Here is a 26,432-nt window from a genome sequence, read left to right on the forward strand (position 1 = left end):
AGTCGGACGGAGGGGCCGCAGACGACGCTGCCGCCGCCCACGGAAGGACGGCGGCAGCGGGGCGCGGTAAGAGCGTGGCTCAGGAGAGGCGCTCGCCCGACTCCGCGTCGAAGATGTGCACGCGGTGGTTCGCGGTCACGTAAACGCGATCACCCGCGGTGGGGTGCACGCGACCGTCGACTCGCGCGACGATGTCGGTGCGGCGTCCCTCGACCTCGGTGTGGCCGTAGAGGTAGCCGTCCGAGCCGAGCTCCTCGATGAGGTCGACCTCGATGGGGAGGCCGCCGGCCTGAGTTGAGACGGTGACGTCCTCGGGGCGCACGCCGAGCGTGACGACCTTCTGACTCGTCTTGGCGAGCGCCTCGCGGGCGATCGGCAAGACGGTGTCGCCGAACTTGACGCCTCCGTCGGTGACGTCCGCGTGGAACAGGTTCATTGCGGGCGAGCCGATGAAGCCGGCCACGAAGACGTTGTTCGGGTTCTCATAGAGGTCGCGGGGCGAACCGACCTGCTGGAGGACGCCGTCCTTGAGGACCGCGATACGGTCGCCCATCGTGAGTGCCTCGGTCTGGTCGTGGGTGACGTAGACCGTGGTGATGCCCAGGCGGCGCTGCAGGGTGCCGATCTGGGTGCGAGTGGAGACACGGAGCTTGGCGTCGAGGTTCGACAGCGGCTCGTCCATGAGGAAGACCTGGGGCTTGCGGACGATGGCGCGGCCCATCGCGACGCGCTGGCGCTGGCCACCCGAGAGGGCCTTCGGCTTGCGGTTGAGGTAGGGCTCGAGGTCGAGCATCTTCGCGGCCTCGAGGACCCGCGCGGCGCGCTCGTCCTTCGCGACTCCCGCGATCTTGAGCGCGAACCCCATGTTCTCGGCGACCGACATGTGCGGGTACAGCGCGTAGTTCTGGAACACCATCGCGATGTCGCGGTCCTTCGGCGGCACGTCCGTGACGTTGCGGTCGCCGATCAGGATGCGGCCCTCGTTGACTTCTTCGAGGCCCGCGAGCATGCGGAGAGAGGTGGACTTGCCGCAGCCGGAAGGGCCGACGAGAACGAGGAACTCGCCGTCACCCACTTCGAGGTTGAGCTTGTCGACCGAGGCGCGGGTGGCCCCGGGGTAGACGCGGGACGCGTGGTCGAACGTTACGGACGCCATTGTTCTTGCTCCTTCACCGGCAGGTACGTGCCGGACGATCCGAGTGAATGGAAGTGATGGTCATCATCGCGTGGGCGACAGCGACCAACCGTCACAGTATGCCACGGGGCCGACAATTGTCGGCCGGCCGTCGTGTAGCCGTCGTTTGGAGGTTTCCCAGGGCTCGCGCGTAGGATTCCGGCGAGTCGCGCCAGGCGGCTCCCCCCTTTCCCTCTCTCTCATTCGGAGCGTTCTTGTCATGACCACCGGCGGAGCCAACGACCGTCTTTCGAAGAACGTGCGACGAGAGGCCGCCCGAGAGAAGGCGCGTCGCCTGCGCGAGCAGCAGAAGCGCCGCGATCGTGTGAGCCGCTTCGCCCTGCAGGGGGGCCTCGCGGTCGTCGTCATCGCGATCGTCGCGATCGTCGTGTTTGCTGTGACGTCCAGCATCCGTCCCGCAGGACCTGGCCCGGCGAACATGGCCAGCGACGGCGTGGTCATCGGCGAGAACATGGTCGCCCAGACGAGCCCGCCCGTCGCGGCCGACGCAACGCCGACGCCGAGTGTCTCCGACACCTCCACCGGCACCGTCGACATCCGCGTCTACCTCGACTACCTCTGCCCTTACTGCGGTCAGTTCGAGATGACCAACGGCGACCAGATCAAGGAGTGGGTGACCAGCGGAGCGGCCACGGTCGAGATCCACCCGATCGCCATCCTCACCACCCGCTCCAATGGCACCAAGTACTCTGAGCGCTCGGCGAATGCGGCGGCCTGTGTCGCCGACAGCTCGCCGAACTCCTTCTTCGGCTTCAATTCGCTGCTGTTCGCCAATCAGCCGAAGGAAGGGACCGACGGACTCTCCAACGCTCAGCTGAAGGACTACGCGGCGCAGGCTGGAGTGGAGGACGCGGCGAGCGTGAACAGCTGCATCGACGACCAGAGCTTCGTGAGCTGGGTCCGTTCCGCGACCGAGCGCGCCACCGCCGGTCCCTTGCCCGGAACCGACATTCCCGCCGTCACCGCCACTCCGATGGTGCTCGTTAACGGCAAGGCCTACTCCGGCTCGCTGTCCGATCCGGACGCGTTCAGCTCGTTCGTGCTGTCGGCCGCTGCCGACTCCTACTCGTCGGCGACGCCTGGCCCGTCCTCCGACAGCCCCGCGCCGAGCGAGACTCCTGCGTCCGGCGAGACTCCTGCGTCCGGCGAGGATCCGGTGTCGACGGAGGCGCCCGCGTCCCCCGAGTCGACCCCGCCCGCCGCGGGCTGAGCGCCGCCGCCGCGGGCTGAGCATCACAGTGAAGGCCCCGCCCGCATCGAGCGGTCGGGGCCTTCACTGTTCCTGAGCCGACGACGGGACTTGAACCCGTAACCGCCCGATTACAAGTCGGGTGCGCTACCAGTTGCGCCACGTCGGCAGTCGCGCTCACGCGCACGGATACCCTACCGCGGCCCCCGGACCCGCCGAGGTCCCGGCCCAAGGGAGGTCAGGGTTCGAGGACGCTCAGGGTTCGAGGACGCTGAGGTGCCGCTCGGCGGAAGTGGGGCGCTTGGGTCCGCCGATCTTGCCGTCGGGCCGGCCGACGTAGAGCCAGCCGAGCAGCTCCTCGCCCTTCTCCAGGCGGTGCGCCTTCCGCACGGCTGTGGCGCGGGTGTACGAGCCGGTGCGCCAGAAGACGCCCCAGCCCGCTTCGTCCAGCAGCAGGCTCAGGAGGTGAGCGACGCCGGAGGCGACGGCCTCCTGCTCCCACGCCGGCACCTTCGACTTCTTAACGCTGACCACAATGGCCAGAAGCAGGGAGGCACGGTGGGTCTTCTCGATGTAGTGACGCGCGTCCTTCTTCGCTCCCGAGGCGACAGCGAAGCTACGGCCAACCCGGTCGCGAGCGGCACCCCGGATCTCGATGACCCGCCAGGGTCGCAGCGAACTGTGGTCGGCGAGGCGTGACGCCGCCGAAACGAACGCCGCGATCTCGTCGTGCCCCGGAGCCTCCGGCGTCACCTTCGAGCGTGATCGACGCGCGAGGACGGCCTCGAGCACGGGGGAGGAGGACATGCTCACTCGCCCTCGGCCTGGAAGTTCAGGGCGATCGAGTTCATGCAGTAGCGGTCGCCGGTGGGCGTGCCGAATCCGTCGGGGAACACATGGCCCAGGTGGGAGCCGCAGTTCGCGCACCGGACCTCCGTGCGGACCATGCCGAGGGTGCTGTCCTCGATCAGCTGGACCGCGTCGGGGTTCACCGACTCGTAGAAGCTCGGCCAGCCGCAGCCGGAGTCGAACTTGGTGCCGCTCTTGAAAAGCTCGGCATCACACGCGGCGCAGGTGTAAAGACCGGAACGGTGCTCGTCGAGCAGCTCGCCGGTCCAGGGGCGCTCGGTGGCCGCTTCGCGCAGGACCGCGTACTGCTCGCGGTCGAGCTCGTCGCGCCACTCGGCGTCGGTCTTGTTCACGGAATACGACGACATGGGTCTCCCTTGGAATCCTCGCCAGTGTACGGGGGCGGTCCTGCCCTCCTCCTGATCCAACCCCCGGCGCTGTGGGTGCATTCCACCTCGGGGGGCTCAGTGCAGAAGACTCCCGAGCGCGGCGCCGCAACACACTCGATCCGGATCGGAGCGCCTCCACGGCGGTGACCGCACACTCCTTACCCTGGGGAGATGAGCAGGACGACGGATTCGGATCCAGGCACCGGTCTGGCCGAGCGCGACCTCCGGGTGCTCGCATTCGAGCGTGAGTGGACGACCCGATCAGGCGATAAGGACGACGCTATCCGCTCCCAGTTCGGCCTTTCGGCCGCCCGCTACTATCAGGTGCTCAGCGCAGTGCTCGCCTCTCCGGCCGCTCTTGCGCACGACCCGATGCTCGTCACCCGGCTGCAGCGCATCCGCGACCAGCGCACCGGCGCCCGCGCCGCGCGACGCCTCGGGCGCCTCGAGTAGACGAGCTACTCGAGACCACCAACGGAAGGCCGGCCGTACCACCGATGTCGAACACCAAACCGCGCGACCGCTTCGACGAGATCCCGGCGACGGAGACGCGCGTCGGCGCTCATCGTCGCCCGCCGGCCCCGCACGCGCGAGCCGTCGCCCTCGCCTGGGCGGCTCTCGCGACCGGTGTGATCGTGCTCCTGGGATTCATCGGGCTGCTGGTCATTGACGACCGGGTGCAGTTCACCGATGTCTTCACCCCTCCGAGCGCGTCCGCCGAGGCCACCCCGACCGTGGCAGCCACCATCGCCCCCGACCTCCCCGTCGCTGTTCTGAACGGTACGGTCGCCGTCGGGCTCGCGGCCGGCGCCGGAAAGGCTCTGACGTCTGCGGGCTGGAGGGTCTCGAACATCGCGAATGCGAACACCGAGGACTTCAAGACGACGACGGTCTACTACACCGATCCCGCCCTCGAGGGAGCGTCCCGCGGGATCGTCGACTCGCTGGGCACAGGTACCGTCCTGCTCTCGCAGGACTTCGCTGAGACAGGCGCCGTCGTCGTGGTGCTCGGGGCCGATTTCGCCGCCGCACAGGGCTGATCCGCTCCCTCTGTTACGAGCACGTTTCCTCCGTGTTGAATCCCGGGCAACTCTTTCCTCCGGGGTGCCTTCGGGTCGGTCAGGGCGGCGATTGTCGGATTAGTATTCCTGACCAGGCACCAGCATGTCGCTTGTGCCGCGGGCATCACAGCACTGGGGAGTACAGAGATGGCGAACGGAACCGTCAAGTGGTTCAACGCTGAAAAGGGCTACGGCTTTATCACAGTCGACGGCGGCGGACAGGACGTCTTCGTCCACTACTCCGCGATCGACATGTCGGGATACAAGGTCCTTGAGGAGGGTCAGCAGGTCGCCTTCGAGGTCGGCACCGGGTCGAAGGGCCCGCAGGCCGAGTCGGTCCGCCCGGTCTAACCGCCGAGCATCAAGGAGCCGTCGTCCGCTTCGTGCGGGCGGCGGCTCCGTCGTGTCGGCGCCTGCGCCAGGTCGCTTGCACTCGTCCCCTGCGAGTGCCAGAATCGACCTTGGCACTCGCCCCAGCCGAGTGCCAGCACAGACATTTCACGACGTCCGGGAGGGACGAGAAACACACATGGCCAAGATCATTGCTTTTGACGAAGAAGCCCGCCGCGGCCTCGAGCGTGGACTCAACACTCTGGCCGACGCGGTCAAGGTGACCCTCGGCCCACGCGGCCGCAACGTCGTCCTCGAGAAAAAGTGGGGCGCTCCCACCATCACGAACGACGGCGTCTCCATCGCCAAGGAGATCGAGCTCGACGAGCCGTACGAGAAGATCGGCGCAGAGCTCGTCAAGGAGGTCGCCAAGAAGACTGACGACGTCGCCGGCGACGGAACCACCACCGCGACGGTCCTCGCCCAGGCGCTCGTGCGCGAGGGCCTGCGCAACGTCGCTGCCGGTGCCGACCCGATCAGCCTCAAGAAGGGCATCGAGAAGGCCGTCAAGGCCGTCACTGCCGAACTCATCACCGGCGCGAAGGCCATCGAGACCAAGGAGGAGATCGCGGCAACCGCCTCCATCTCCGCCGCGGACCCCGAGATCGGCGCGATCATCGCCGAGGCGATCGACAAGGTCGGTAAGGAGGGTGTCGTCACCGTCGAGGAGTCGAACACCTTCGGTACCGAGCTTGAGCTGACCGAGGGCATGCGCTTCGACAAGGGCTACCTGTCGCAGTACTTCGTGACCGACCCCGACCGCCAGGAGGCGGTGTTCGAGGACCCCTACATCCTCATCGTCAACTCCAAGGTCTCGAACATCAAGGACCTCCTTCCCGTCGTCGACAAGGTGATCCAGGCGGGCAAGCAGCTGCTGATCATCGCCGAGGACGTCGACGGTGAGGCGCTGGCGACCCTGGTCGTCAACAAGATTCGCGGCATTTTCAAGTCGGTCGCCGTCAAGGCCCCGGGCTTCGGCGACCGCCGCAAGGCGCAGCTCCAGGACATCGCGATCCTCACCGGTGGCCAGGTCATCTCCGAGGAGGTCGGCCTCAAGCTCGAGAACGTCACCCTCGACCTGCTCGGTTCGGCCCGCAAGGTCGTCATCACTAAGGACGAGACCACGATCGTCGAGGGTGCCGGCGACGCCGAGGCCATCGCCGGTCGTGTTGCGCAGATCCGCGGCGAGATCGAGAACACCGACAGCGACTACGACCGCGAGAAGCTCCAGGAGCGCCTTGCGAAGCTCGCCGGTGGTGTTGCGGTCATCAAGGCCGGAGCGGCGACCGAGGTCGAGCTTAAGGAGCGCAAGCACCGCATCGAGGACGCCGTCCGCAACGCGAAGGCTGCCGTCGAAGAGGGCATCGTCGCCGGTGGTGGCGTCGCGCTCATCCAGGCCGGCAAGCTCGCTTTCGAGAAGCTCGAGCTGGTCGGAGACGAGGCGACCGGTGCGAACATCGTGCGCGTCGCCATCGACGCTCCGCTCAAGCAGATCGCGCTCAACGCCGGTCTCGAGCCGGGCGTCGTCGCCGCCAAGGTCCGCGAGCTGCAGACCGGTTGGGGCCTCAACGCCGCGACCGGCGAGTACGTCGACCTGATCGCCGCCGGCATCATCGACCCGGTCAAGGTCACGCGCTCCGCTCTGCAGAACGCGGCGTCCATCGCCGGCCTCTTCCTCACCACGGAGGCCGTCGTCGCCGACAAGCCGGAGAAGAACCCGGTCGCCGCGGGCGGCGACCCCACCGGCGGCATGGACTTCTGAGTCCAGACCCCACCACGCAGAAGGCGGTTCCCCTCCGGGGGAGCCGCCTTCGGCGTTTCCGCGAGCCGGACGTTGCTGCGAGCCGGAGGCGGGATGACGAGCCGGGTCAGACGGAGGCGGGAGAGGTCTCGCCGTTCTGACCGACCGTCAGCAGCGGCAGGGCCACGCGGAAGGTCGCGCCTCCGCCCGGCGTCTCGACGACGTCGACGCGGCCCTTGTGCGCGGCCACGATCGACGACACGATGGCCAGGCCCAGGCCGCTGCCGCCGGTCTCCCGGGCCCGTGAGGTGTCCGCGCGCCAGAAGCGCTGGAAGATCTTCTCGCGGATCTGCGGCGGGATGCCCTCGCCGTGGTCGATCACCTCGAGGAGCGCGAGGCGCCGTGAGCGGTCGACTGCGACGCCGATCTCGATCGGAGTGTCCTCGGGCGTGTAACGGACCGCGTTGCCGATCAGGTTGGTGAGGACCTGGCGGATCTTGTTCTCCTCGGCCATCACCATCGCGGGAACACCCGGCTCTTCGGGGGGTGCTGCGATGCCGGCGGCGATCTCCTCGGCGTTGACCCGGCGCGGGCGACGACGGAAGCGCGCGAGCCGCGCTCCGGCCGCCGCGATCGGTCCGGTGAGGCCCGGGTTCGTCAGCTCCATCGTCTGTGCGGCGGAGGCACCGGCCTCGACGGACTCGAGTGCAGGGGTCTCGGCCGGGGTGTCATCGCGAGTCTCGACGCCGAAGTTGCGATCGGGCCACGAGGCCATCGCATCCATCGCTGCATCGCGCGCGAGGGGCATCAAATCGACCGGAGCGAGCGCGAGCGGCTTCGTCTCGTCGAGGCGGGCGAGCTCGAGCAGGTCCTCGACGAGGCCGCCCATGCGGATCGCCTCCTTCTCGATCCGCTCCATCGCCTGGCCGACGGCCTCGGGGGTCTGCAGCGCGCCCATGCGGTACAGCTCGGCGTAGCCGCGGACCGACACGAGAGGAGTCCGCAGCTCGTGGCTCGCGTCGCCGACGAAGCGACGCATCTGGTCGATGGTGCGGGCGCGATCGCGGAAGGCTGAGTCGATCCGCCCGAGCATGGCATTAAGAGAGCGGTTGAGGCGCCCGACCTCGGTATTGGGCGTCGTGCCGTCCAGGCGCTGGCTGAAATCGCCGTCGGCAATGGCGGCCGCCGTCTGCTCGACCTCGCGGAGCGGGGCGAAGGTGGTTGTCACGAGGAGGCGCGTGAGGAGAGCGCCGATCACGACGATGGCTACTCCGAAGCCGAGGAAGATCGTGAGGTAGATCGTCATGATGTTGTCGACGCTTCGAGTCGAGACGGCCAACAGGAGCGTCTGGTACTCGGCGCCCCTCGTGAATACCGTGGACATGACGTGGTATTCGACCTTGCCGTTGGAACTCCAGATCTCCATCGGCTTGTCGCCGCCTTGAAGGGCCTGCTCGAGCGTGAACGTCTCCGGGAAGGCGGGGTCGGCGGCGCTGGAAGCATTCGTGTTGTTCAGAGCGCCGTACTGGTCGTACACGGCGCCGAAATCGGCCTTGGAGTCGTCGATCGCGGCGAGGTCGCGGACAGAGAGTTCGCTCGCGGTCCTCTGCACCTGGTCGGCCAGCTGCGCGTCGAGTTGTGCGACGAGTTGGGGCTTGAGCATTGTCATCGTGCCGACGCCGGAGACGAGAAGCCCCAGTGTCAGCAGGAGGACAGTGACGGCAGTGATCTTCGTCCGCAGGGAGATAGAGTTCCACCGCTCGGCCAGACCCTGGTGCATGGCGGTGGAACTCCCTCGAGGATCGGCGACGCCACGCCTCCAAGGGAGACGGACGCCGAAGCGGCGGAGGCTAAGCCTTCGCGACCTTCAGCATGTATCCGAATCCTCGCTTGGTCTGGATGAGCGATTCCTCCGAATGCGTATCGAGCTTACGTCGAAGGTAGGAGATGTAGGACTCGACAATGCCCGCATCGCCGTTGAAGTCGTATTCCCAGACATGGTCGAGGATCTGCGCCTTACTGAGCACTCGGTTGGGGTTGAGCATCAGGTAGCGCAGCAGCTTGAACTCAGTGGGGCTGAGCTCGACCGGCTCGTCGCCGACGAGGACCTCATGGGTGTCCTGATCCATCGTCAGCTCACCGGCGCGGATGACCGCGTCCTCTTCAGCGTGCATGGTGCGGCGGAGGATCGCCTTGATCCGCGCGACGATCTCGTCCAGGCTGAATGGCTTCGTGACGTAGTCGTCACCGCCCACAGTGAGGCCCGTGATCTTGTCCTCGGTGTCGTCCTTCGCCGTGAGGAAGAGGATGGGGGAGGTGTACCCGGCCGAACGGAGGCGCTTGGTCACGCCGAAGCCGTTCATGTCGGGGAGCATGACGTCGAGAATGATCAGGTCCGGCTCCTCCTCGAGGACCGCGGAGATCGCCTGGGCGCCATTGCCGACCGCGCGCACGGCAAAACCTGCGAAGCGAAGGCTCGTGGTGAGCAGGTCTCTGATGTTGGGCTCGTCGTCGACGATGAGAATGCGAGGTCCGTCCATGCAGGACAGTATCTGGCCGTCGTCTGTGCGGAGTCTGGGAAGCGGTTGGCCGGGCGCTCGATGCGCGCCTCACGGCACCAGAATGCGGGTCAGGACTGCTGGCGCCGGCGTCGGACGCCGGCGATGAGCACTCCGATCATCAACAGGATCGCGAGGGGGAGGCCCATGAGGGGGAGTGCGATCACGAAGCTCCACAGCGGACCGGCGTAGTTACGCACGCCGAACGCTGGCGCCAGGAGGACCGCGAGGAAAGCGAGCACCGAGACGACGATGATCGCGATGAACATGAAGGCGAGTGTGCGCTCCGCGCGTCCGATGCCCGCCGGCTCCTGTGGCTTCATCCGTCAAGGATAGGGCGGGCCCGGTCGACTAAACTGATGGCTGCTTCATTTCCAGGAGGGGTCTGCATGCCTACCGGCAAGGTCAAGTTCTACGACGAGGAGAAGGGCTTCGGCTTCATCAGCACCGATGAGGGCCAGGAGGTCTTCCTGCATGCGTCCGCGCTGCCCGCCGGAACCGCGGTGAAGGCCGGTGCCCGACTCGAGTTCGGCATCGCCGACGGGAAGCGGGGACCGCAGGCGCTCTCGGCGCGCGTCGTCGACGCCCCGCCGAGCCTGGTGAAGCTCAACCGCAAGTCCGCGGACGACATGTCCGTGATCGTGGAGGACACGGTCAAGTTGCTTGACGGGATCGGCGCCGGCCTCAAGCGCGGCCGCTATCCCGACAAGGCGCACGGACGAACGATCGCGGCGCTTCTGCGCCGAGTTGCGGATGAGCTGGATGCCTGACGCCGACGACACGACCGCCGAGCGCGGACCGATCGAGGCGACCGAGGTGGATGCTCCGGTCGAGGAGCAGGCTTCCGTGGGGGATCCGGTCGCCCTCGAGGAGGAGGACCTTGTCGAGGACGTTCCCGAACTCGTCTTCGAGGCGGATCCGGTGCTTGCAGCGGCGCTGGACGTGGCGCGGACCTCTCTCGCCGAGATCGCTCCCGCCGGGACCATCGGAGAGCTGGTGACGACTCTGGTGCAGGGCGAGCACATCGTGTCGTTGCAGTTCGCCAACCTCATGCGCGGGTATCCGGGCTGGCTGTGGACGGCCACGCTGTCTCGGATCGACGAAACCGAGGACGTCACGGTGCTCGAGGTTGAGCTGCTGCCCGGCGAGGGCGCGGTTCTCGCTCCGGATTGGGTGCCGTGGACGGTGCGTCTCGCCGATTACCACGCCGCGCAGGACACGCTCGGCGAGGAGGTCGAGGACGCGGACGACGACGACCTCGACGACGAGCCCGACCTCGACGACGACTCCGATGACGACGATGCGGACGACTACTCCGACGAGGCTCCGGACGAGGACGACTCCGATGACTCCGACGATCCCGCGGTGGACGAGCTCGACGACGACGGCTCCGACGACGACCCGGAGGAGGACGACTCCGTCGACGACGGCGCCGAGCAGGACGACACCTCCGGCGACGAGCCCGAAGCGGCTCCCGCTCCGTCCGCGCGTCGACGACGCCGCCGACGCTGATCCGTCCGGCACCGCTCGATGAGTATCGACTCCGACACCCGCATCACCTACCCCGACGGCTCCATGCGCTCCTCCGGCACGGCTCGGCACTGCGGGGTGGAGCTTCGTCGTCGTGCACGTTGACGACGACGACGCCTCCTCGCTCGTCGTCGGAGACGAGATCGCGGTGGAGGTCGACGCGGAGCAGCGGCGGCAGCTCTCACGCGGTCACACCGCGTGCCACCTCGCATCGCTCGCCCTGGCCTCGCCCTGGCCTCGTTCTGGCCTCGTTCTGGGCGAAGCCGACCCGCACCGACGCACTCGGCAGCCCTGACGTCGACCAGACGGCGATTCAGACCTCGCGGATCGGGAAGTCTAGCGCCACCGACCTCTACCGCCTCGGCAAGTCCCTCCGCCGCAGTGGTACGGACACCGTGCGGCTGCGGGCGGAGGTCGCCGAGGTGCACGATCGGATCGAGGCGCAGCTCGCCGAGTGGATCGCCTCGGGCGCGGTGGTGCGCATCGAGCGCGAGGACGACCTCCTCAGCACCCGGCGGACCTGGCGATGCGCGCCCCCCACCGGGGACACGGCGATCGCCTGCGGCGGCACGGCCCCGCGGATGGAGGCGGCCGCGCTCTAGCTGCGGCTATAGCGTCGGTTGCGGCTTTAGCGTCGGGTGCGGCTTTAGCGTCGGGTGCGGCTTTAGCGTCGGGTGCGGCTGTAGAACAGTCCGATCGTGCCGAGGATCAGTCCGATCACGATGGTCGAGAGCGCGACCGGCTCGACGACGACTCCGACCGCGGCTGACACGAGTGCGGCGACGAGGGCGCTCGCCCAGGCGAGGCAGCCGACGAGCAACGCTGTCGTGTCGTTGCTCGCGGCGGCCGGCGGGCTGGGCCGCCGCTCCTGCTCCCGCAGCCAGAGCCGCATCTCGGGCCTCAGACGGCCAGGCGCTCGACGACGTAGTCGATGGAGCCGAGCAGCGAACGGACGTCGTCCGGCTCGATCGCGACGAAGGTCGCCACGCGCAGCTGGTTGCGGCCCAGCTTGCGGTACGGCTCTGTGTCGACGATCCCGTTCGCGCGGAGGATCTTCGCGACCAGCGCCGCATCGACGGAGGCGTCGAAGTCGACGGTCGCGACAACCTGCGAGCGGTGCTCGGGCACCTCGACGAACGGGGTCGCGAGGCTCGATGCCTCCGCCCAGTCGTAGATCGCGGAGGAGGACTCGGCCGTCCGCGCCGACGCCCAGGAGAGCCCGCCCGAGGCGTTCATCCACTCGAGCTGCGACTCCATCAGCAGGAGGGTGGAGAGCGCGGGAGTGTTGAGGGTCTGGTTCAGCCGCGAGTTGTCGACGGCGTTCTTGAGGCTGAGGAATTCGGGGATGTAGCGCCCGTTCGCCGCGATGCGCTCGATCCGCTCGATCGCGGCGGGCGAGAAGAGGCCGAACCAGAGGCCGCCATCGGAGGCGAAGTTCTTCTGCGGGGCGAAGTAGTAGACGTCGGCTTCGGCGATGTCGACGTCGATCCCACCGGCCGCGCTGGTCGCGTCGATGACGGTCAGGGCACCCTCGTCGCCGTGGACCCGGCGCACCGGCGCCATCACTCCGGTGCTCGTCTCGTTGTGCGGCCAGGCGTAGACGTCGATTCCCTCCACGATCTCCACCTCGCTCCGCGAACCCGCGGGGGCGGCGACGACGTGCGCTGGCTCGAGGAACGGTGCGGAGGCGGCGGCGGCGAACTTCTGGCCGAACTCGCCGAAGGTGAGGTTCTCGGCGCGGCGCTCGATCAGAGAGAATGCGGCGGCGTCCCAGAAGGCGGTCGAGCCGCCGTTGCCGAGGAGGACCTCGTAGCCGTCCGGGATGCGGAACAGCGTGGCGAGGTGCTGGCGCACGCGGCCGACGAGGTCCTTTACGGGGGCCTGGCGATGCGACGTCCCGAGGAGGTGCGCGCCCTGGGTCGCGAGGTGGGCGAGCTGGTCGTGCCGCACCTTGGACGGGCCGCAGCCGAACCGTCCGTCGTGCGGGAGAAGCTCGCGAGGAATGGTGAGGTCCGGCATGCGTTAATACTAGGGTTCCCGGCCCGCACACCTCCTCCGAGCGACGGAGGCCTGCGTCGTGCCGCAGCGCCGATGCTGTGGCACGACGCCTACTAGGGTGGAGCGCGCCGAGACGGGAAGGCTGAGATGACGGATCTGATCGACACGACTGAGATGTACCTGCGCACCATCCTCGAGCTCGAGGAGGAGAACATCATCCCGTTGCGTGCACGCATCTCGGAGCGGCTCAGCCACTCGGGACCGACCGTTTCGCAAACGGTGGGACGCATGGAGCGCGACGGCCTCGTCGTCGTCTCGGGCGATCGCCACCTCGAGCTCACCTCCGACGGCCGCCGCAAGGCGATCCATGTGATGCGCAAACACCGCCTCGCCGAGCGGCTCCTGCACGACGTCATCAAGCTCGACTGGGAGTTCGTGCATGAGGAGGCGTGCCGATGGGAGCACGTCATGAGCGAGCAGGTCGAGCGCCGTCTCCTGGAGATGCTCGATCACCCGACGGAGTCGCCCTACGGGAACCCGATCCCGGGACTCGACGAGCTCGGCGACACGCCCGCTTCGCGGTTCGCGGACGGGGTCATCAACCTGCCGCGCTTCGTCGCCGGATCGGCCGAGCCCCGTCGTGGCGTCGTGCGACGACTGGGTGAGCCGGCGCAGGTCGATCCGGAGCTCCTTCTCCAGCTCAAACAGGCGGGCGTCGTCCCCGGCGCCGAGGGCGAGTTCTCGGCCCTCAACGGTTATGTGCTCGCCCGCATCGACGGTGCCGACGCGGGCATCGAGCTGCCCAACGAGGTCGCCGCGCACATCTTCGTCGTCGTCTGACGGGCGTCGCACCCCGCGACTGTGCAGAACACGCTTGTACCGCATCCGGTGACGGGCCGGGGACGAGAGAGCGGTCTCTTTCCCTTGAGAAGATGACAAATCGGTAACGGTCGCTTACGCTCTGTGAAGCCCTGCGGCCGAGCCTCGGTCACAGGGCGCGGGATCCGACGCCCCCACACCCGTCTCGGATCCCGCGCACACCGATGCTTCGTGCACGAGACGGGACAGCTGCCTGGGCTGAGGGGACGTCGGAGGATCTCCCCCTTGCCCCACAATCCCGTCACCCCGAACGACGGCGCCGGCCCACCCGACCGGTTCCGCTCCACCCACCCCGACCGCTCCGGCGACTCGACCTTCGAGAACCAGCCCCCTGTGATCCGCGCCCGGATACAGGGGGACGCCCCCGTCTCCCGCCGGGCCGTACCTGCGGCCTCCGCCCGCCGCACGGACGTCACCGATTTCGTGCCGTCGCCGGCCGGCACACCGCGCAAGCGCCGAGGCCGTGTCGTCGGCAAGGTCGCGATGGTCGGTCTCGCCGGCGCGCTCGTGGCGACCGTGGCTCTCCCCGCCTACGCGTTCACTCCCGGCAGCCAGGAGAACGGCCTGTTCGCCGCCTCGCGCGCCGACCTCCTCCGCCAGGGTTCGGCCCAGACCGTCGCGGTCGACGGCGGAGTGGTGCAGGCGGCGATCGCGCGCGACGGCTTCTCGGCCGAGGCCGCGCCGCCGCCGCCCGCACCCGAGCCCGAGCCCGAGCCCGCCGTGGTCGCGGAGCCCGTCGTCGACACCACCGACGTCGCCGAGGCGCGTGCCGCGACCGCCGAGGAGTTCACCGCCAACGCCGGCACCTCCGCGAGCGAGATCGCAGCGACCGCACCGACCACCAGCTACAGCCTCTCGGCCGTGTTCGCCACCGCCATGCAGTACCAGGGCGTCCCCTATGTCTTCGGCGGAGCCCGACCGAACGGCTTCGACTGCTCCGGCTTCGTGATGTACGTCTTCGCGCAGTACGGCATCTCGATGCCGCACTCTGCCGCGGGCCAGGGCGCTATGGGGACCTCCGTCTCGCTCGCCGACGCCCAGCCCGGCGATCTTGTGATCATGGACGGTCACGACGGCTTCTACGCGGGGAACGGCAACATCCTGCACGCGCCGTACGAGGGCGCGAGCGTCCGTGTGCAGCCGCTGTGGACGTCCGACTACCGGATCGTGCGCATCAACGGCTGACCTGTCGATCTGCCCGAGAGCCCACCCCCTCCCCGAGGGGGCGGGCTCTCGTCATTCCCGGGGTGTGAACGCCGCGTGACGAATCCTGACCTGACCCTGGTATTCCGCGCGTGAAGGGTTAACCTGAACCTCAGTCCGCTCGCACGGCGAGTGGATTCATTCGTCGAGGGACGGAGCGTCGGGATGGCCGAGCGGAGCGGACGCCACAGCGTGGCTCTGCTCTCGCGCGTGCGGCCGGCCGAGTCGATACGTGCGCGGGTCCTCGCCGCGACGGTGCACTCCTCCGACACGCGGATACGACTCCACGCCATCACGCGGCGCTGCGCCGTGGCCCCGCAGGGCGCCGTCCTCACGACGGCGCCCTTGCTCGTGGCCGCGACGGCTTCGCGGGACGGCGTGCGACAGCACGGAGGTCACTGATGCGCACTCTGGTTCTCAACGCCGGCTACGAGCCGCTCGCGGTGGTGTCGTTCAAGCGGGCGCTAGTCCTGCTGATGACCGAGAAGGCGACCGTCATCGCTGCGGACGAGGGCAATCCGGTGCACAGCGCGCAGGGCGACTATGTGCGGCCGTCGGTGATCGTGCTGACGCGGTATGTCCGGATCCCGAGCGGCCGTAACGTGCCGGTGTCGCGCCGCGGAGTGCTGCGTCGCGACAACCACCGCTGCGGCTACTGCGGGCAGCACGCGGCGACGATCGACCATATCCAGCCCAAGTCGCGCGGCGGACGGGACACCTGGGAGAACCTCGTCGCCTGCTGCCAGCGCTGCAACAACCTCAAGAGCGATCGCACCCCGCACGAGATGGGTTGGCGGCTGCGCACCGTCCCCCGGATGCCGCGCGCCGGCTCCTGGCTCGTGCGCGGCGCGGAACGAACGCAACCCGATTGGGACGACTACCTCGCTCCCGCCGCCTGACGGCCAGCGGACGGAGGGCGCCGCGAGATGCCACTTATGACGAGGCCTGCCGGCGTGTCGGCGTCATAAGTGGCATCTCGCGGGAGGGGGCTACTCGGTGTTGGTGGTGTGGCTGGGGGCGCCGGCCCAGGTCCAGTTCGCGACCTCGGGGATGTCCTCGCCGTGCTCGCGGGTGTAGGCGCGGGCACGGATGCGGGCGTCCTGCATGTCCTGGCGCAGGCCGGCGGCGCGGGCGCCGAGTCCGGACGTGCGGTCGATGACGTCGATCACCAGCGAGTAGCGGTCGAGGTCGTTGAGCATCACCAGGTCGAACGGAGTGGTGGTAGTCCCGTTCTCTTTGTATCCGTGCACATGCAGGTTGTCGTGACCGGTGCGCTTGTAGGTCAGGCGATGGATCAGCCAGGGGTAGCCGTGATACGCGAACACGACGGGGCGATCGGGAGTGAAGATCGCGTCGAACTCCTGATCGGAGAGGCCATGCGGGTGCTGCGACTCCGACATTAGGCGCATCAGGTCGACCACGTTCACCGTGCGGATCGCCAGGTCCGGGAGTTTCTCGCGGAGGATGCTGACGGCCGCGAGGGTCTCCAGCGTCGGCACATCGCCCGCACACGCGAGCACGACGTCCGGGGACTCGCCCTGCCGCTCGCTGCTCGCCCACTCCAGGATCCCGAGGCCGCGCGTGCAGTGCGTGACCGCCTCCGACATGGTGAGCCACTGGGGCGAGGGCTGCTTGCCGGCGACGACCACGTTGACATAGTCGACGCTGCGGAGGCAGTGGTCGTAGGTGGAGAGCAGCGTGTTCGCGTCGAAGGGGAGGTAGACGCGGACGACGTCGGGCTTCTTGTTCAGGACGTGGTCGATGAAGCCGGGGTCCTGGTGGCTGAAGCCATTGTGATCCTGGCGCCAGACGTGGCTGGAGAGCAGGTAGTTCAGGCTCGCGATCGGGCGGCGCCACTCGATGTCGCGGGTCCCGTCGAGCCACTTCGCATGTTGGTTGAACATCGAGTCGATGATGTGGATGAACGCCTCGTAGCAGGTGAAGATCCCGTGGCGGCCGGTGAGCAGGTAGCCCTCGAGCCAGCCCTGGCACTGGTGTTCCGAGAGGACCTCCATCACGCGTCCGGCGCGGGCGAGGTGGTCGTCGAGCGGGCTGAGCTCGGCGTCCCACTGCTTGTCGGTGGCGGAGTAGACGGACTGGAGTCGGTTGCTGGCGACCTCGTCGGGACCGAAGAGGCGGAAGGTGGTCGGGTTGGCGCGGATGACGTCGGCGAGCCACTCGCCCAGCACCTTCGTGGCCTCCGCGACGGTGCCGCCGGGCTGCTCCACTACTACCTCGTAGCGGCGGAAGTCGGGCAGGTCGAGGGTTTGCCGTAGGAGCCCGCCGTTGGCGTGCGGGGTGGCGCTCATCCGCAGGTCGGCCTCGGGGGCCAGCGAGCGGACACGGTCCGCGATGCCGCCGCTCTCGGTGAACAGCTCCTCGGGGCGGTAGGAGCGCAGCCAGTCCTCGAGGAGGCGGGTGTGGGCCTCCGTGTCGCGGGCGTTGGGCAGCGGGACCTGGTGCGCGTGGTAGGTGCCCTCGACCCGGACGCCGTCGATCTCGGTCGGGCAGGTCCAGCCCTTCGGAGTCTTCAGCACGATCATCGGCCACGCTGGTCGGCTGAGGTCGCCCGCGGCGGTGCGTTCCTTGATCGCGGCGATGCGGTCGAGCACCGTGTCGAGGACGTCGGCGAAGCGCTCGTGCACGCGCATCGGGTCCTCGCCGTCGAAGCCACCCTCGACCAGGAACGGCTCGTGGCCGTAGCCGCGGAGGAGGCTGCCGAGCTCTTCGTGAGGGATGCGGGAGAGGATGGTCGGGTTCGCGATCTTCCAGCCGTTCAGGTGCAGGATCGGCAGGACCACGCCGTCGGTGAGCGGGTTCACGAACTTGTTGGAGTGCCAGCTGGTGGCGAGCGGGCCGGTCTCGGCCTCGCCGTCGCCGATGACCGCCGCGACCAGGAGGTCCGGGTTGTCGAAGGCCGCTCCGTACGCGTGGCTCAGCGCATAACCGAGTTCGCCGCCCTCATGGATGCTGCCCGGGGTCTCGGGTGCGGCGTGGCTGGGGATGCCGCCGGGGAAGCTGAACTGGCGGAACAGGCGGCGCAGTCCCTCCTCCGACTCGTCGATGTGGGAGTAGATCTCGCTGTAGGTGCCGTCGAGGTAGGCGTTCGCGACCATGCCCGGGCCGCCGTGGCCGGGACCGGTGATGTAGAGGGTTGGTTGGCGCCGCTCGCGGATTGCACGGTTGAGGTGGGCGTAGATCATGTTGAGCCCGGGAGTGGTGCCCCAGTGACCGAGCAGGCGGGGTTTGATGTCGTCTCGGGTCAGCGGGGTCTTCAGGAGCGGGTTCGCCAGAAGGTAGATCTGCCCGACGGCGAGGTAGTTGGCGGCGCGCCACCAGGCGTCGACTGTGTCGAGCGTGTCTTGGGTCAGCTTGGCGTCGGAGGGTCGGGGCACCCAGCTGTGCTCGGGGATGGGAAGGAGGGACGGAGTGGGGGAGTCGGCCATGCGCTCACGCTCCCAGCTGGGCGCGTGAGGCGGAAGGGCCTTGCGGCGCTTGGTCCGCGGGCGAGCCGGGGTGCTTGGTCCTGTCCGCCGGTTTAGCTGCTGCGCGGGGTCGCGCGGCGGAGGATAGCCCAGCCCGCGAGGGCGGCGAGAGCGGTCGGGATCAGCGAGAGTGCGTAGCCGCCGATGAAGCCGAGGCCGGTGCCGAGAGAAGTTGTGGCGTGTGGCTCCGTAGCCCGGTGCCAGACCGAAGCTGATGTTCACGGCCTGGACGGTGACGACCACCATCCATTTACCGAGAGTAGCGATTACCCCACATGGACCGCCCGACAGTGGGTTCACCGGGCGCCGGCACGGGCCGGGAAATCGTGCGTCAACACGTCTGTGAAAAAACGGATTATCAGAAAGGCGACACTTGCTGCCGTGACCACCAAAAATACAAAATTAGGCTCGATTGAAGCGAGCCGCCTCTTCCGCGTTTTCTTAATAAATAAGAGCGCTCGATAAGCCAGGGCGTAAGCGGGCCTCATGTAGGCCGCAAAAGGACTCCGACGGCGTCGCCGACGCCCTCATCGAGGGATCAGCAACCTGCCCGCGCACGTACGCGGCTCGATGAAGTGGGATCAAGGCACCGAAATGGCCCGCCACGCGCAGCTCACTCTCGCGACCAAGTTGCCCGTCTACTTCGCGCACCCGCGGTCCCTGTGGGAGCGGCCCTCGAACGAGAACACCAACGGGCTGATCCGCGAATACCTGCCCACGGGCGTCGAGATCACCAACCATCAGCCCTGCGTCGACGCCATCGCCGACGAACTCGACGACCGACCCCGCCAAACCTTCGGCTTCCGAACACCACGCGAGACATTCGAGAAACTCCTCACCGATCACGCCGTTTCTTAGACGACTTGACACCGCCGATGCCCTCGCGGGTGAATTCGCCCTTGCGGTGGGCGTAGATCCAACGGTAGATCGCCTCGTGGGAGACCGAGCGGCCCTCGGCGTCAGGTGAGTGCGTCATCACGTCAATGTTTGCGCCCACGGCCCCGAGCCGCGATCGTCCCGCGATCTGCCGCGGAGTCAGAGACCGCTTCAGATCCGATCGAACCCGCGCGGAAAGCACCGGATCGACATCGATCAGCTGCTCCTGCGGACGAGCTCGACGCTTGCGTGCCTTCGTCTGTGCCGACAGCGGCTGATATCCGCGGGACTTCAACGAGTTCCGGCCCCGATCCCCCACACGACCATTTGGTCCCGCCCGATCAGCTCACCGATCGCCCGATCGCTCAGCCCCTGCTTGACCCCGACCGCGATCCGAGCCCGATCCTCAAAGGACAACTGCCGACGCATCACCAACGACCCCCTCCGTTGCTACGACGCTATGACACCGCCTACCCAAAATGGGGACTTGCGCATGGGTGTTCCCTGCCAAATGATCAAACGGCACCGCCCTTTCATGCACTCGTGAGCTCATGCGAGGTGAACCAGTTCGAGAAAGAGATGCCGATGCGCACCAGGATCCTTAGTTCACGTCGACCTTCGACCGCCCTGGCTGTAATAGCGTTATGGTTGCTTCTTGCTGCAAGCCTTCCTTCGGTTTCTTACGCCCAGCAAACCAGCTTTGAAGCGCCAGCAAACGTTCCCGGCGCCGAAATCGATCCAAGCGCAGCTGCGAATGCATCTTTATCCGTTCCGGAGGAACAGCGCAGTTCGCTACTTGGGAATGATTGGGCTGCAAGCAAAGACCTCATAGCCGTCGCTGCCGGATCGGACCTTGGGTTTTCCGTACTGGCGGCGAAGGCCTCCGATGGATACTCATGGCAAAGCGTCGCCATGCTGACCGTACCTGGCGTGGAGACGAGCCAGTGGATTGGCAACACCTGTACAACTGGTGACGGATCCAAGCTCGTCGCGGTATACGCCCCGCGCGAAGTCACGAATAGCGAGTACGGCTACAGCGAGGGTGCTTACGCGGCCGTTGTGGATCTACGCACGGGCAAGGTGACCGACCTTGGGTCGGGCTATAGCATCGCGTACTTTAACCCCGGTTGCGGCGTCGGTGACTCGATTGTCTTGACCTCTTACACCTCGCCTGGGCAGACGACTCTTACGGTAGTGGATGCGAACTCGGATGAGCAGTCGACTGTCAAGGTGGACGGCGTGGTCACGTCGGCCACTAAGGATCAGGGAGGGATCGTCGCCGCGTCTACGAATTCCCTCCTCCGCGTGGCACCCGATGGAACGATATCCCAGATCGCAAGCACTGAAGGTATTTCTTATGATCTCGTACCTACAAAAAAAGGCGTCGCATTTCTGGAGACAGATGGGATAACGGCAAGGGCGAAAGAGATCGAGCCTGCGCTCGAAGCGCCCGCAGCGGATCCTGTCGCGATAGCTTCCGCTCCCTTGACCGAGTTGGGACTAACTCGCGATGGGGCAGGAGAGGTCTATGTCCTCGGCGACGCTGATGCTGATACTCCGGAAGGTATCAGTGTAGTAGATGTTCCGGCCGCCGCGAGGATTTCGGCCACTGGCGAGCTGGCCATCACCGAGGTCAAGCCCGCCCTTGTCGCTTCCGAAAATGCGCCGGTAGAGCCCGGCCTTCCACATACCGCCGTAGAGATCTTGGGCACGAGCCTCGTGACGGACAAAGACGTCACCTTCCTTCTGGATCCCGAAACTACTGCAGCTGGCCTCAGTGCAGATAGTGACGTCGCGCCCTCAGCCGCTGACGACGCCGTAACGTCCGGCATGGGAGCCGGCGGCGCGGGCGGCCGACTAGGAATGGCTCGATCGGCGCCGCTACGTCTCGCTGATCCGTCGCCCACGAATCCAGTGGAGAGCGAGCGCGCATGTAGCGTGCCCCGTAACGATCCGGGGAATCAGGCCTATCAACCAAAACCGCGCCAGGTGGAGTGGGCGGTGGACATGGCGGTGAAGGGTCTCCTCACCAATGACCGGCCTGCAAACTGGCAAGGACAGAACCTCGGAGTCTATGCGCCGCAAAAAATCTTTCCGAAGCCGACGCTCGATGGCGGAGGCGAGATACCCGCGCAGATCGTGCTCGGAGTGCTGACACAAGAATCTAACCTTTGGCAGGCCTCGCGATACACGACGCCTGGCGAAACGGGAAATCCACTGATCGGTAATTTCTACGGCAACTCCCGCACCGCCGACGGTCCCGCGTTCTGGTCAACCAACTTCCTTGCTGCAGCCGACTGCGGTTACGGTGTTAGCCAGATCACGGACCGCATGCGCCTATCGGGTATGCCGCGACCTGGTGACACAGATGATGCCTTCGACTATCAAACCCAGCGCAGGATCGCCCTCGACTACCAAGTCAATATTGCCCTCGCAGTGAAAATGCTGACCGAGAAATGGAACCAGACCCGAGCGCGCAACATGTCCATCAACAATGGTGATCCGTCAAAGATCGAAAATTGGTTCTTCGCCACATGGGCCTATAATTCCGGACTACACGCGCCTGGCGAAGCGGGGACTAACGGGGCTTGGGGTGTTGGCTGGCTGAACAACCCGGCCAACCCGCTATATGACCCAGCACGCCAAGCTTTCCTAGATACCTCTGCCGCCGATGCGGCCAAACCCCAGAACTGGCCGTATCCCGAGAAGGTAATGGGATTCGCTGCGTACTCTATCGAGCTTTCCGACAGCGCGACGACCACCGTGATGGGATATCGCACGGCCTCGTGGAATGCAAACGACGACGCCGAGGGTACAATTAATCGTCGCAAAGTAAAACCGCCCATTTTTACTTTTTGCAGCGTCGCTGCGAACAGCTGTGATCCAACGAAGAAGGTTCAGCCCGCCGACGGATCCGAGAAGGCGGGGCCCTGTCTACACAAGGACGCATCTGGTTCTTACGACTTGCGCTGCTGGTACCATCAGTCGGCGAAGTGGAAGAGTGATTGCGCCACGACTTGCGGCGTCGGCTTTATCCGCTTTGATCCCGGCTATGCAGCCGAGCCCGATAGCAGAGCCTTCCCTGTGGCGTGTCGCGATGGCGTAGGTAAGATGTCTGGCCTTCCTGCCGACGCGCTTCTGATCGATGACGTTCCGTCGAATGCGACGCCGAGTAGAAGCGACTGTGCGGCGAAAGCCAGCAATGGTAGCTTCGCGTTTTCCTTCTTCCGCTCATCTCTGGGGCAGTACCCCGGCAAGATTGACTTGCATCAGCTGGGAACTGGCGCGAATGGCCACTTCTACTTCGCCCACACCCGTCCGGCTTCAAATGCGATGACGAATCCAAGCGGAACGGCGACGATCAATGGCACTTGGACACTAGATCACTCGCTCAGCCAATGGGGCAGAGTTTTGGTGCACATGCCTGACCATGGAGCCTGGACGCAGCAGGCCGAGTATACGATCGATCTCGGCAACGGAACGAAAAAGACACGAGTAGCACTGCAGCGAAATTATGCCAATACTTGGATATCGTTGGGGGTCTTCTCGTTCGCTGGAACGCCGAAGGTATCGCTCTCAAACGTGTCGCACGATGGAGACGGCGTGGACGACGTGGCATGGGACGCGATTGCGATTCAGCCGCTTGCCGCAAAGCCGAGAGATATAGTCGTCTCGATGGGCGACTCCTTCTCTTCCGGCGAAGGAGCTTCAGATTTGAATGGCGCGCAATACTACAGGGCTACGGACAACAACGGGACCCCGTCGAATCCCGGGGTCGGCAAAATCAACGAAGAAACAAAGAACAACCGGTACCGTAACGCTTGTCACCGTTCGACGGAATCGTGGTCTCGCAAAGCTATTCTGGATACGAACACCAGCGCGACGATCGCAACCCGGGCGGACACGTACGCGGCCGACATGGACTACCATTTTATTGCGTGTTCGGGCGCGGAGAGCGAACATCTACTTCCGTACTATTCGGTGAGCGGGACTAAGCCGATCAACGGTTTTTCTCAGAACGGAGTACTTGGTCGCTTCAGAGAACTCGCGCAACTCGACCAAGGCTACGTCGATGAGAACACGACACTCGTAACCTTGTCGATCGGAGGCAACGATGCGCGTTTTGCGAAGATTCTCCAGACCTGCGTGACCAACTTTCTTCCTCACGCGTGTCAGTCTCTCAAGATAGACAACGACGCGAAGACGCTTCCCGCGGCCACAGCCGATCTGATCAATACGAACGTAAAAAACTCGGTTATCACCGTGCTTCGTCAGATTCGCTTGAAGGCCCCCGGCGCGAAAATCTTGCTGATGGGGTACCCGATGCTATTTGAGAAAGATACTCAGTGCGTGGGTATCAATGAGACTGAGAAGGGATGGCTTAACGATACGTCGACGCTGTTGAACGCGAGGCTGAAGGAAGCGGCGGTGGTAGTGTCAACCGCGGCGGCTCCAGTGGTGTTTGGCGATCCAATGGCTGCGTTTCAAGGAAGAAATCTTTGCGTGGGAGCAACAAGCGCAATCAACGGCCTCGTGTTCGATCAAACACCGGGAGACGATCCAATGTGGGTCATACCGAAACCCGGAACAGATGTTCCGCTGGGTGTCTCACAACAGGCGGTCCACCCGAACAAAGCGGGCACAACGCTATATGCTCAGGTGATGATGACGGCGCTGAGGGGCGTCTACAAGTGATACCTAAGATGCGGCGGGTAATCGGGGCCAGATCGAAGGGCAGATGTATTCTTGCTGAATTGGCCGTTGCAGTAGTCGTTCTACTCTCCCTCAGCGCGTGCGCGCCGGCTAAGGTCGAGGACTTCGTATACCGCGGAGCGGCGCAGAGGGCTCACGATCTCGGTGACTACATCGGCGGAATATTCGTCGCGCAGAGCGAAGTGTCGGGTATCGAGGACCGAGTTCGAGGCGACTCATCCAAAGGGGAAACGAACGCAAGGTTTTGGACTGAGGAGGAACCGAACATCTCCTTTGGGGGTAACTGGATAACGAGCGTCGATCAGGGAATCACAACCACCGATGTGTCGGCTGACGCACTGATAACGATGCCAGGTCAGCAGTCAGGCGGGCTCTTTTCATCGCAGCCCGTAAGCGTTCTCCTTTGCGTTCGGTACCAGGGCAAGTTTGGCTCGCGGGAGGTTCGCGTGGTCGACGGGCAATGCCCAGAGGGAGTTCAGGAACAGCTGAGAGGATGGACGTTGTTATCCGTGGATAAATTGGATGCGAATGAACTCAGTGATTGAGTGGACGGGGTAATCTGTACGCCTAGCGTTGCTCAAAGTGATCTCGATATCACGGCTATCAAGCGCGTTCGCGATCCCTGTGTATCGGCTCGGCGCTGACAGCTGCACTGAGTCGGCTTCACGAGCGGCTCATTTTGCGGCGGGTGGCCACGCCGCCCGCCGCACCAGTGCGTGGCCGAATCATTATCGGACTACTCCGCCGCAGTACAGTTTGCGGTCAAGGTAACCCTCAATTGTGTAGTCTTGGTACAGACGCGACATCGCCCTGTTCTTTCTCGACTGCGAGGTGACCTGTGGTCAAGCAGGCAAGGTGAAGGAGCGAGTAATCGGTGACTGTGGCTACCGTTTGAAGTCACCCGAACAGCAGGATTGTCCTAGCGCCAAGCGTTAGATAAAGAGGCTTATGCAAAATTGGTTTTTTGCCGAGTGAAAAAGATGAGTCCGCGGACGGCGTTGAAGGCATCTCGGAAGGTACGCAGTGGCCGCCGGTAGTCGGTGTGGAATATCCGCCAGGTCTTGATGCTAGCAATTGTTCTCTCGATCACGTAGCGGTGGGTGTTCACGAAGCGATTGTGGTGTTTGGCGTAATTTGGCAGATGTTCTTCGCTTGGCCTCTTCTTTATTGGTATGACCATTCCGGTGCCTTGGTAGCCTTTGTCGGCCAGCGTGTTCGAGAGGTTAACGGTGTCGGCCAACCCGGTTTCTCGAAACGCGTGGGCATCGTGATGCTTGCCCGCGATCGGATCCGAAATGTGGATCAACCGACCGGAGAGATCGGCGAGGACCTGGCAGTTGTGCCCCGTGGTCATGTGTTTCCCGGAGTACAGCTCTGGCGCGTCCGACCAGGACCAGCACGGCAGGAGCGTGCCGTCGATGACGGCCGTTGTCCCGCGGAGCGCGGCCTCGACGTCCGGTTGCTCGTCGTCTATCACGACATTGAGCATCGCCTCAACCGACGCGATCGTTCGCGACACGGTCGACTGACTGACACCGACCACATCAACGATCAACTGCTCGGTCACATTCTGGCGATAATAGAGAAGAGTGACCCGCAATGCTCCCTCGAGGGAAAGTCTGCGCGGACGTCCTCGCCGCCGACGCCACATGAACTCGTTCTCGATCCGTTCGGCGAGGATCGCGTAGTGCTCGGCCGTCATTCCCGTAGTAGACTGTGTGCGCACCGGCTGGTTCCTTTGCGAAGAGTTTCTGTTAGAGGCTGCTCTTCAATCAAAGCGGATTAGCCGGTGTTATTCGTGACCGACACGCGCAAATCCATCTCGATCAATCGTATTTTGCATAAGCCTCAAAGTATACGCCAATAGAGGCCGAAGTCGCCGCGAGGGCATCAACAGGCATTCTCCGCCGCCGCTGAGGGGCGGGCGCCAATCGTGGGCGTGGTGGGACGGTCGCCGCATCGGCTGTGCTGGAACAAGCTGCCTGAACAGTCCTCCTGGACCTGGACCTGGACCTGGACCTGGACCTGGACCTGGACCTGGACCTGGACCTGGACCTGGACCTGGACCTGGACCTGGTTCTCGGTAACGGCTCACCAGCATCACCGCCCGATGGTCACAACCGCTGTCTGCGACGAGCCAGTTTGGCGCGCTTTGCTAAACCTCTTTGGGGGACTTTTAGATTAATGGCGCAGGAGTCACGGCGCTTGGCTCTTGTATGCCGTGCCATTGGCTTGACTGTGCTGTCCTCCCTCGACCAGGCTGACGTCAGTGCGATCTGCAGCGCATAGCGCATAGGCGGTAGAACTTCGAGGGATATACACTCAAGATTGAACACCAATTGGTTGGTAGGGTCCCGACGGCCGGAATGCGTGGCA

At 65.4% G+C, this 26,432-nt stretch carries 26 protein-coding genes, 1 tRNA gene and 1 pseudogene; 15 read left to right on the forward strand and 13 right to left on the reverse strand.

Annotated elements, in window-relative coordinates; all coding sequences use genetic code 11:
- Positions 1-79: 79 nt before the first annotated feature.
- Positions 80-1,156 (reverse strand): ABC transporter ATP-binding protein, encoded by a 1,077-nt coding sequence (locus C1O28_RS02680; protein ID WP_097167550.1) that lies wholly within the window; start codon positions 1,154-1,156, stop codon positions 80-82.
- A 238-nt stretch (positions 1,157-1,394) separates the two neighbouring features.
- Between C1O28_RS02680 and C1O28_RS02685 the strand changes: the two genes are divergently transcribed.
- Positions 1,395-2,405 (forward strand): DsbA family protein, encoded by a 1,011-nt coding sequence (locus tag C1O28_RS02685; protein ID WP_097167551.1) that lies wholly within the window; start codon positions 1,395-1,397, stop codon positions 2,403-2,405.
- Positions 2,406-2,480: 75 nt separating this feature from the next.
- Here the strand turns inward: C1O28_RS02685 and C1O28_RS02690 are convergent.
- The 3 genes from C1O28_RS02690 to msrB all read right to left on the reverse strand — a co-directional run bounded on the left by C1O28_RS02690 (position 2,481) and on the right by msrB (position 3,601).
- Positions 2,481-2,553 (reverse strand) — tRNA-Thr (locus tag C1O28_RS02690).
- An 86-nt stretch (positions 2,554-2,639) separates the two neighbouring features.
- Positions 2,640-3,191 carry a nitroreductase family protein gene (locus C1O28_RS02695; RefSeq protein WP_097167552.1) on the reverse strand — a complete coding sequence of 184 codons (552 nt, stop codon included), beginning with the start codon at positions 3,189-3,191 and terminating at the stop codon, positions 2,640-2,642.
- 2 nt (positions 3,192-3,193) lie between these two features.
- A complete protein-coding gene (gene msrB, locus C1O28_RS02700; RefSeq protein WP_097167553.1) occupies positions 3,194-3,601 on the reverse strand; it encodes a peptide-methionine (R)-S-oxide reductase MsrB in 408 nt (135 codons plus the stop codon).
- 192 nt (positions 3,602-3,793) lie between these two features.
- On the opposite strand from msrB, the gene C1O28_RS02705 reads away from it, so the two are divergent.
- The 4 genes from C1O28_RS02705 to groL all read left to right on the forward strand — a co-directional run bounded on the left by C1O28_RS02705 (position 3,794) and on the right by groL (position 6,835).
- A complete protein-coding gene (locus C1O28_RS02705; RefSeq protein WP_097167554.1) occupies positions 3,794-4,075 on the forward strand; it encodes a DUF3263 domain-containing protein in 282 nt (93 codons plus the stop codon).
- Positions 4,076-4,119: 44 nt separating this feature from the next.
- Positions 4,120-4,662: a LytR C-terminal domain-containing protein gene (locus C1O28_RS02710; RefSeq protein WP_097167555.1), complete on the forward strand. Its 543-nt coding sequence runs from the start codon at positions 4,120-4,122 to the stop codon at positions 4,660-4,662.
- Positions 4,663-4,830: 168 nt separating this feature from the next.
- A complete protein-coding gene (locus tag C1O28_RS02715) occupies positions 4,831-5,034 on the forward strand; it encodes a cold-shock protein (protein ID WP_068210468.1) in 204 nt (67 codons plus the stop codon).
- A 178-nt stretch (positions 5,035-5,212) separates the two neighbouring features.
- Positions 5,213-6,835 carry a chaperonin GroEL gene (groL, locus tag C1O28_RS02720; protein ID WP_097167556.1) on the forward strand — a complete coding sequence of 541 codons (1,623 nt, stop codon included), beginning with the start codon at positions 5,213-5,215 and terminating at the stop codon, positions 6,833-6,835.
- Positions 6,836-6,941: 106 nt separating this feature from the next.
- Here groL and C1O28_RS02725 read toward each other — a convergent pair whose 3' ends face one another.
- The 3 genes from C1O28_RS02725 to C1O28_RS02735 all read right to left on the reverse strand — a co-directional run bounded on the left by C1O28_RS02725 (position 6,942) and on the right by C1O28_RS02735 (position 9,695).
- Positions 6,942-8,594, reverse strand: a complete 1,653-nt coding sequence (locus C1O28_RS02725; protein WP_097167557.1) for a sensor histidine kinase — start codon at positions 8,592-8,594, stop codon at positions 6,942-6,944.
- Between the two features lie 70 nt (positions 8,595-8,664).
- Positions 8,665-9,354 (reverse strand): response regulator transcription factor, encoded by a 690-nt coding sequence (locus tag C1O28_RS02730; RefSeq protein WP_055787731.1) that lies wholly within the window; start codon positions 9,352-9,354, stop codon positions 8,665-8,667.
- Positions 9,355-9,443: 89 nt separating this feature from the next.
- Positions 9,444-9,695, reverse strand: coding sequence for a hypothetical protein (locus C1O28_RS02735; protein ID WP_097167558.1), 252 nt, complete (start codon positions 9,693-9,695; stop codon positions 9,444-9,446).
- Between the two features lie 66 nt (positions 9,696-9,761).
- Between C1O28_RS02735 and C1O28_RS02740 the strand changes: the two genes are divergently transcribed.
- The 4 genes from C1O28_RS02740 to C1O28_RS02755 all read left to right on the forward strand — a co-directional run bounded on the left by C1O28_RS02740 (position 9,762) and on the right by C1O28_RS02755 (position 11,504).
- Positions 9,762-10,142, forward strand: coding sequence for a cold-shock protein (locus C1O28_RS02740; RefSeq protein ID WP_097167559.1), 381 nt, complete (start codon positions 9,762-9,764; stop codon positions 10,140-10,142).
- The gene (locus C1O28_RS02745; RefSeq protein WP_097167560.1) at positions 10,135-10,884 is read left to right on the forward strand and encodes a DUF3027 domain-containing protein; all 750 of its coding nucleotides are present in this window, start codon (positions 10,135-10,137) and stop codon (positions 10,882-10,884) included. The genes C1O28_RS02740 and C1O28_RS02745 overlap by 8 nt, the downstream gene beginning before the upstream one ends.
- 112 nt (positions 10,885-10,996) lie before the next feature.
- Positions 10,997-11,197, forward strand: a complete 201-nt coding sequence (locus C1O28_RS02750) for a hypothetical protein (RefSeq protein WP_097167561.1) — start codon at positions 10,997-10,999, stop codon at positions 11,195-11,197.
- A 100-nt stretch (positions 11,198-11,297) separates the two neighbouring features.
- Positions 11,298-11,504 (forward strand): hypothetical protein, encoded by a 207-nt coding sequence (locus C1O28_RS02755; RefSeq protein ID WP_097167562.1) that lies wholly within the window; start codon positions 11,298-11,300, stop codon positions 11,502-11,504.
- A 62-nt stretch (positions 11,505-11,566) separates the two neighbouring features.
- Here C1O28_RS02755 and C1O28_RS02760 read toward each other — a convergent pair whose 3' ends face one another.
- Positions 11,567-11,794, reverse strand: a complete 228-nt coding sequence (locus C1O28_RS02760) for a hypothetical protein (protein WP_097167563.1) — start codon at positions 11,792-11,794, stop codon at positions 11,567-11,569.
- An 8-nt stretch (positions 11,795-11,802) separates the two neighbouring features.
- A complete protein-coding gene (serC, locus tag C1O28_RS02765; RefSeq protein WP_097167564.1) occupies positions 11,803-12,921 on the reverse strand; it encodes a phosphoserine transaminase in 1,119 nt (372 codons plus the stop codon).
- A 126-nt stretch (positions 12,922-13,047) separates the two neighbouring features.
- On the opposite strand from serC, the gene C1O28_RS02770 reads away from it, so the two are divergent.
- The 3 genes from C1O28_RS02770 to C1O28_RS02780 all read left to right on the forward strand — a co-directional run bounded on the left by C1O28_RS02770 (position 13,048) and on the right by C1O28_RS02780 (position 15,881).
- Positions 13,048-13,740 carry an iron-dependent transcriptional repressor DtxR gene (locus C1O28_RS02770; RefSeq protein WP_097167565.1) on the forward strand — a complete coding sequence of 231 codons (693 nt, stop codon included), beginning with the start codon at positions 13,048-13,050 and terminating at the stop codon, positions 13,738-13,740.
- A gap of 264 nt (positions 13,741-14,004) precedes the next feature.
- The gene (locus C1O28_RS02775) at positions 14,005-14,964 is read left to right on the forward strand and encodes a C40 family peptidase (RefSeq protein ID WP_097167566.1); all 960 of its coding nucleotides are present in this window, start codon (positions 14,005-14,007) and stop codon (positions 14,962-14,964) included.
- A gap of 419 nt (positions 14,965-15,383) precedes the next feature.
- A complete protein-coding gene (locus C1O28_RS02780) occupies positions 15,384-15,881 on the forward strand; it encodes an HNH endonuclease (protein ID WP_097167568.1) in 498 nt (165 codons plus the stop codon).
- 90 nt (positions 15,882-15,971) lie between these two features.
- Here the strand turns inward: C1O28_RS02780 and C1O28_RS02785 are convergent, their stop codons facing one another.
- Positions 15,972-18,428 carry a phosphoketolase family protein gene (locus C1O28_RS02785; protein WP_097167569.1) on the reverse strand — a complete coding sequence of 819 codons (2,457 nt, stop codon included), beginning with the start codon at positions 18,426-18,428 and terminating at the stop codon, positions 15,972-15,974.
- 538 nt (positions 18,429-18,966) lie between these two features.
- Here C1O28_RS02785 and C1O28_RS02790 point away from each other — a divergent pair.
- Positions 18,967-19,325, forward strand: a pseudogene (locus C1O28_RS02790) (IS30 family transposase); the annotation flags it as partial.
- Here the strand turns inward: C1O28_RS02790 and C1O28_RS15015 are convergent.
- Together C1O28_RS15015 and C1O28_RS16020 are read right to left on the reverse strand one after the other, a co-directional pair.
- On the reverse strand, positions 19,303-19,443 hold the full coding sequence (locus C1O28_RS15015) for a hypothetical protein (protein WP_160487579.1): 141 nt from the start codon (positions 19,441-19,443) through the stop codon (positions 19,303-19,305). The pseudogene C1O28_RS02790 and the gene C1O28_RS15015 sit on opposite strands and share 23 nt — an antisense overlap.
- A gap of 191 nt (positions 19,444-19,634) precedes the next feature.
- Positions 19,635-19,772 carry a helix-turn-helix domain-containing protein gene (locus C1O28_RS16020; protein ID WP_104257006.1) on the reverse strand — a complete coding sequence of 46 codons (138 nt, stop codon included), beginning with the start codon at positions 19,770-19,772 and terminating at the stop codon, positions 19,635-19,637.
- A 129-nt stretch (positions 19,773-19,901) separates the two neighbouring features.
- Between C1O28_RS16020 and C1O28_RS02800 the strand changes: the two genes are divergently transcribed.
- Both C1O28_RS02800 and C1O28_RS02805 read left to right on the forward strand, forming a co-directional pair.
- Complete coding sequence (locus tag C1O28_RS02800; RefSeq protein ID WP_127821421.1) at positions 19,902-24,038, forward strand: golvesin C-terminal-like domain-containing protein; 4,137 nt, start codon at positions 19,902-19,904, stop codon at positions 24,036-24,038.
- A gap of 59 nt (positions 24,039-24,097) precedes the next feature.
- Positions 24,098-24,601, forward strand: a complete 504-nt coding sequence (locus C1O28_RS02805; RefSeq protein WP_127821422.1) for a hypothetical protein — start codon at positions 24,098-24,100, stop codon at positions 24,599-24,601.
- 401 nt (positions 24,602-25,002) lie between these two features.
- On the opposite strand, the gene C1O28_RS02810 is transcribed toward C1O28_RS02805, so the two are convergent.
- Positions 25,003-25,782, reverse strand: coding sequence for a transposase family protein (locus tag C1O28_RS02810; protein ID WP_145260623.1), 780 nt, complete (start codon positions 25,780-25,782; stop codon positions 25,003-25,005).
- Positions 25,783-26,432 lie beyond the last annotated feature (650 nt).

The organism is Rathayibacter rathayi (assembly GCF_004011095.1).
GTDB lineage: Bacteria > Actinomycetota > Actinomycetes > Actinomycetales > Microbacteriaceae > Rathayibacter > Rathayibacter rathayi.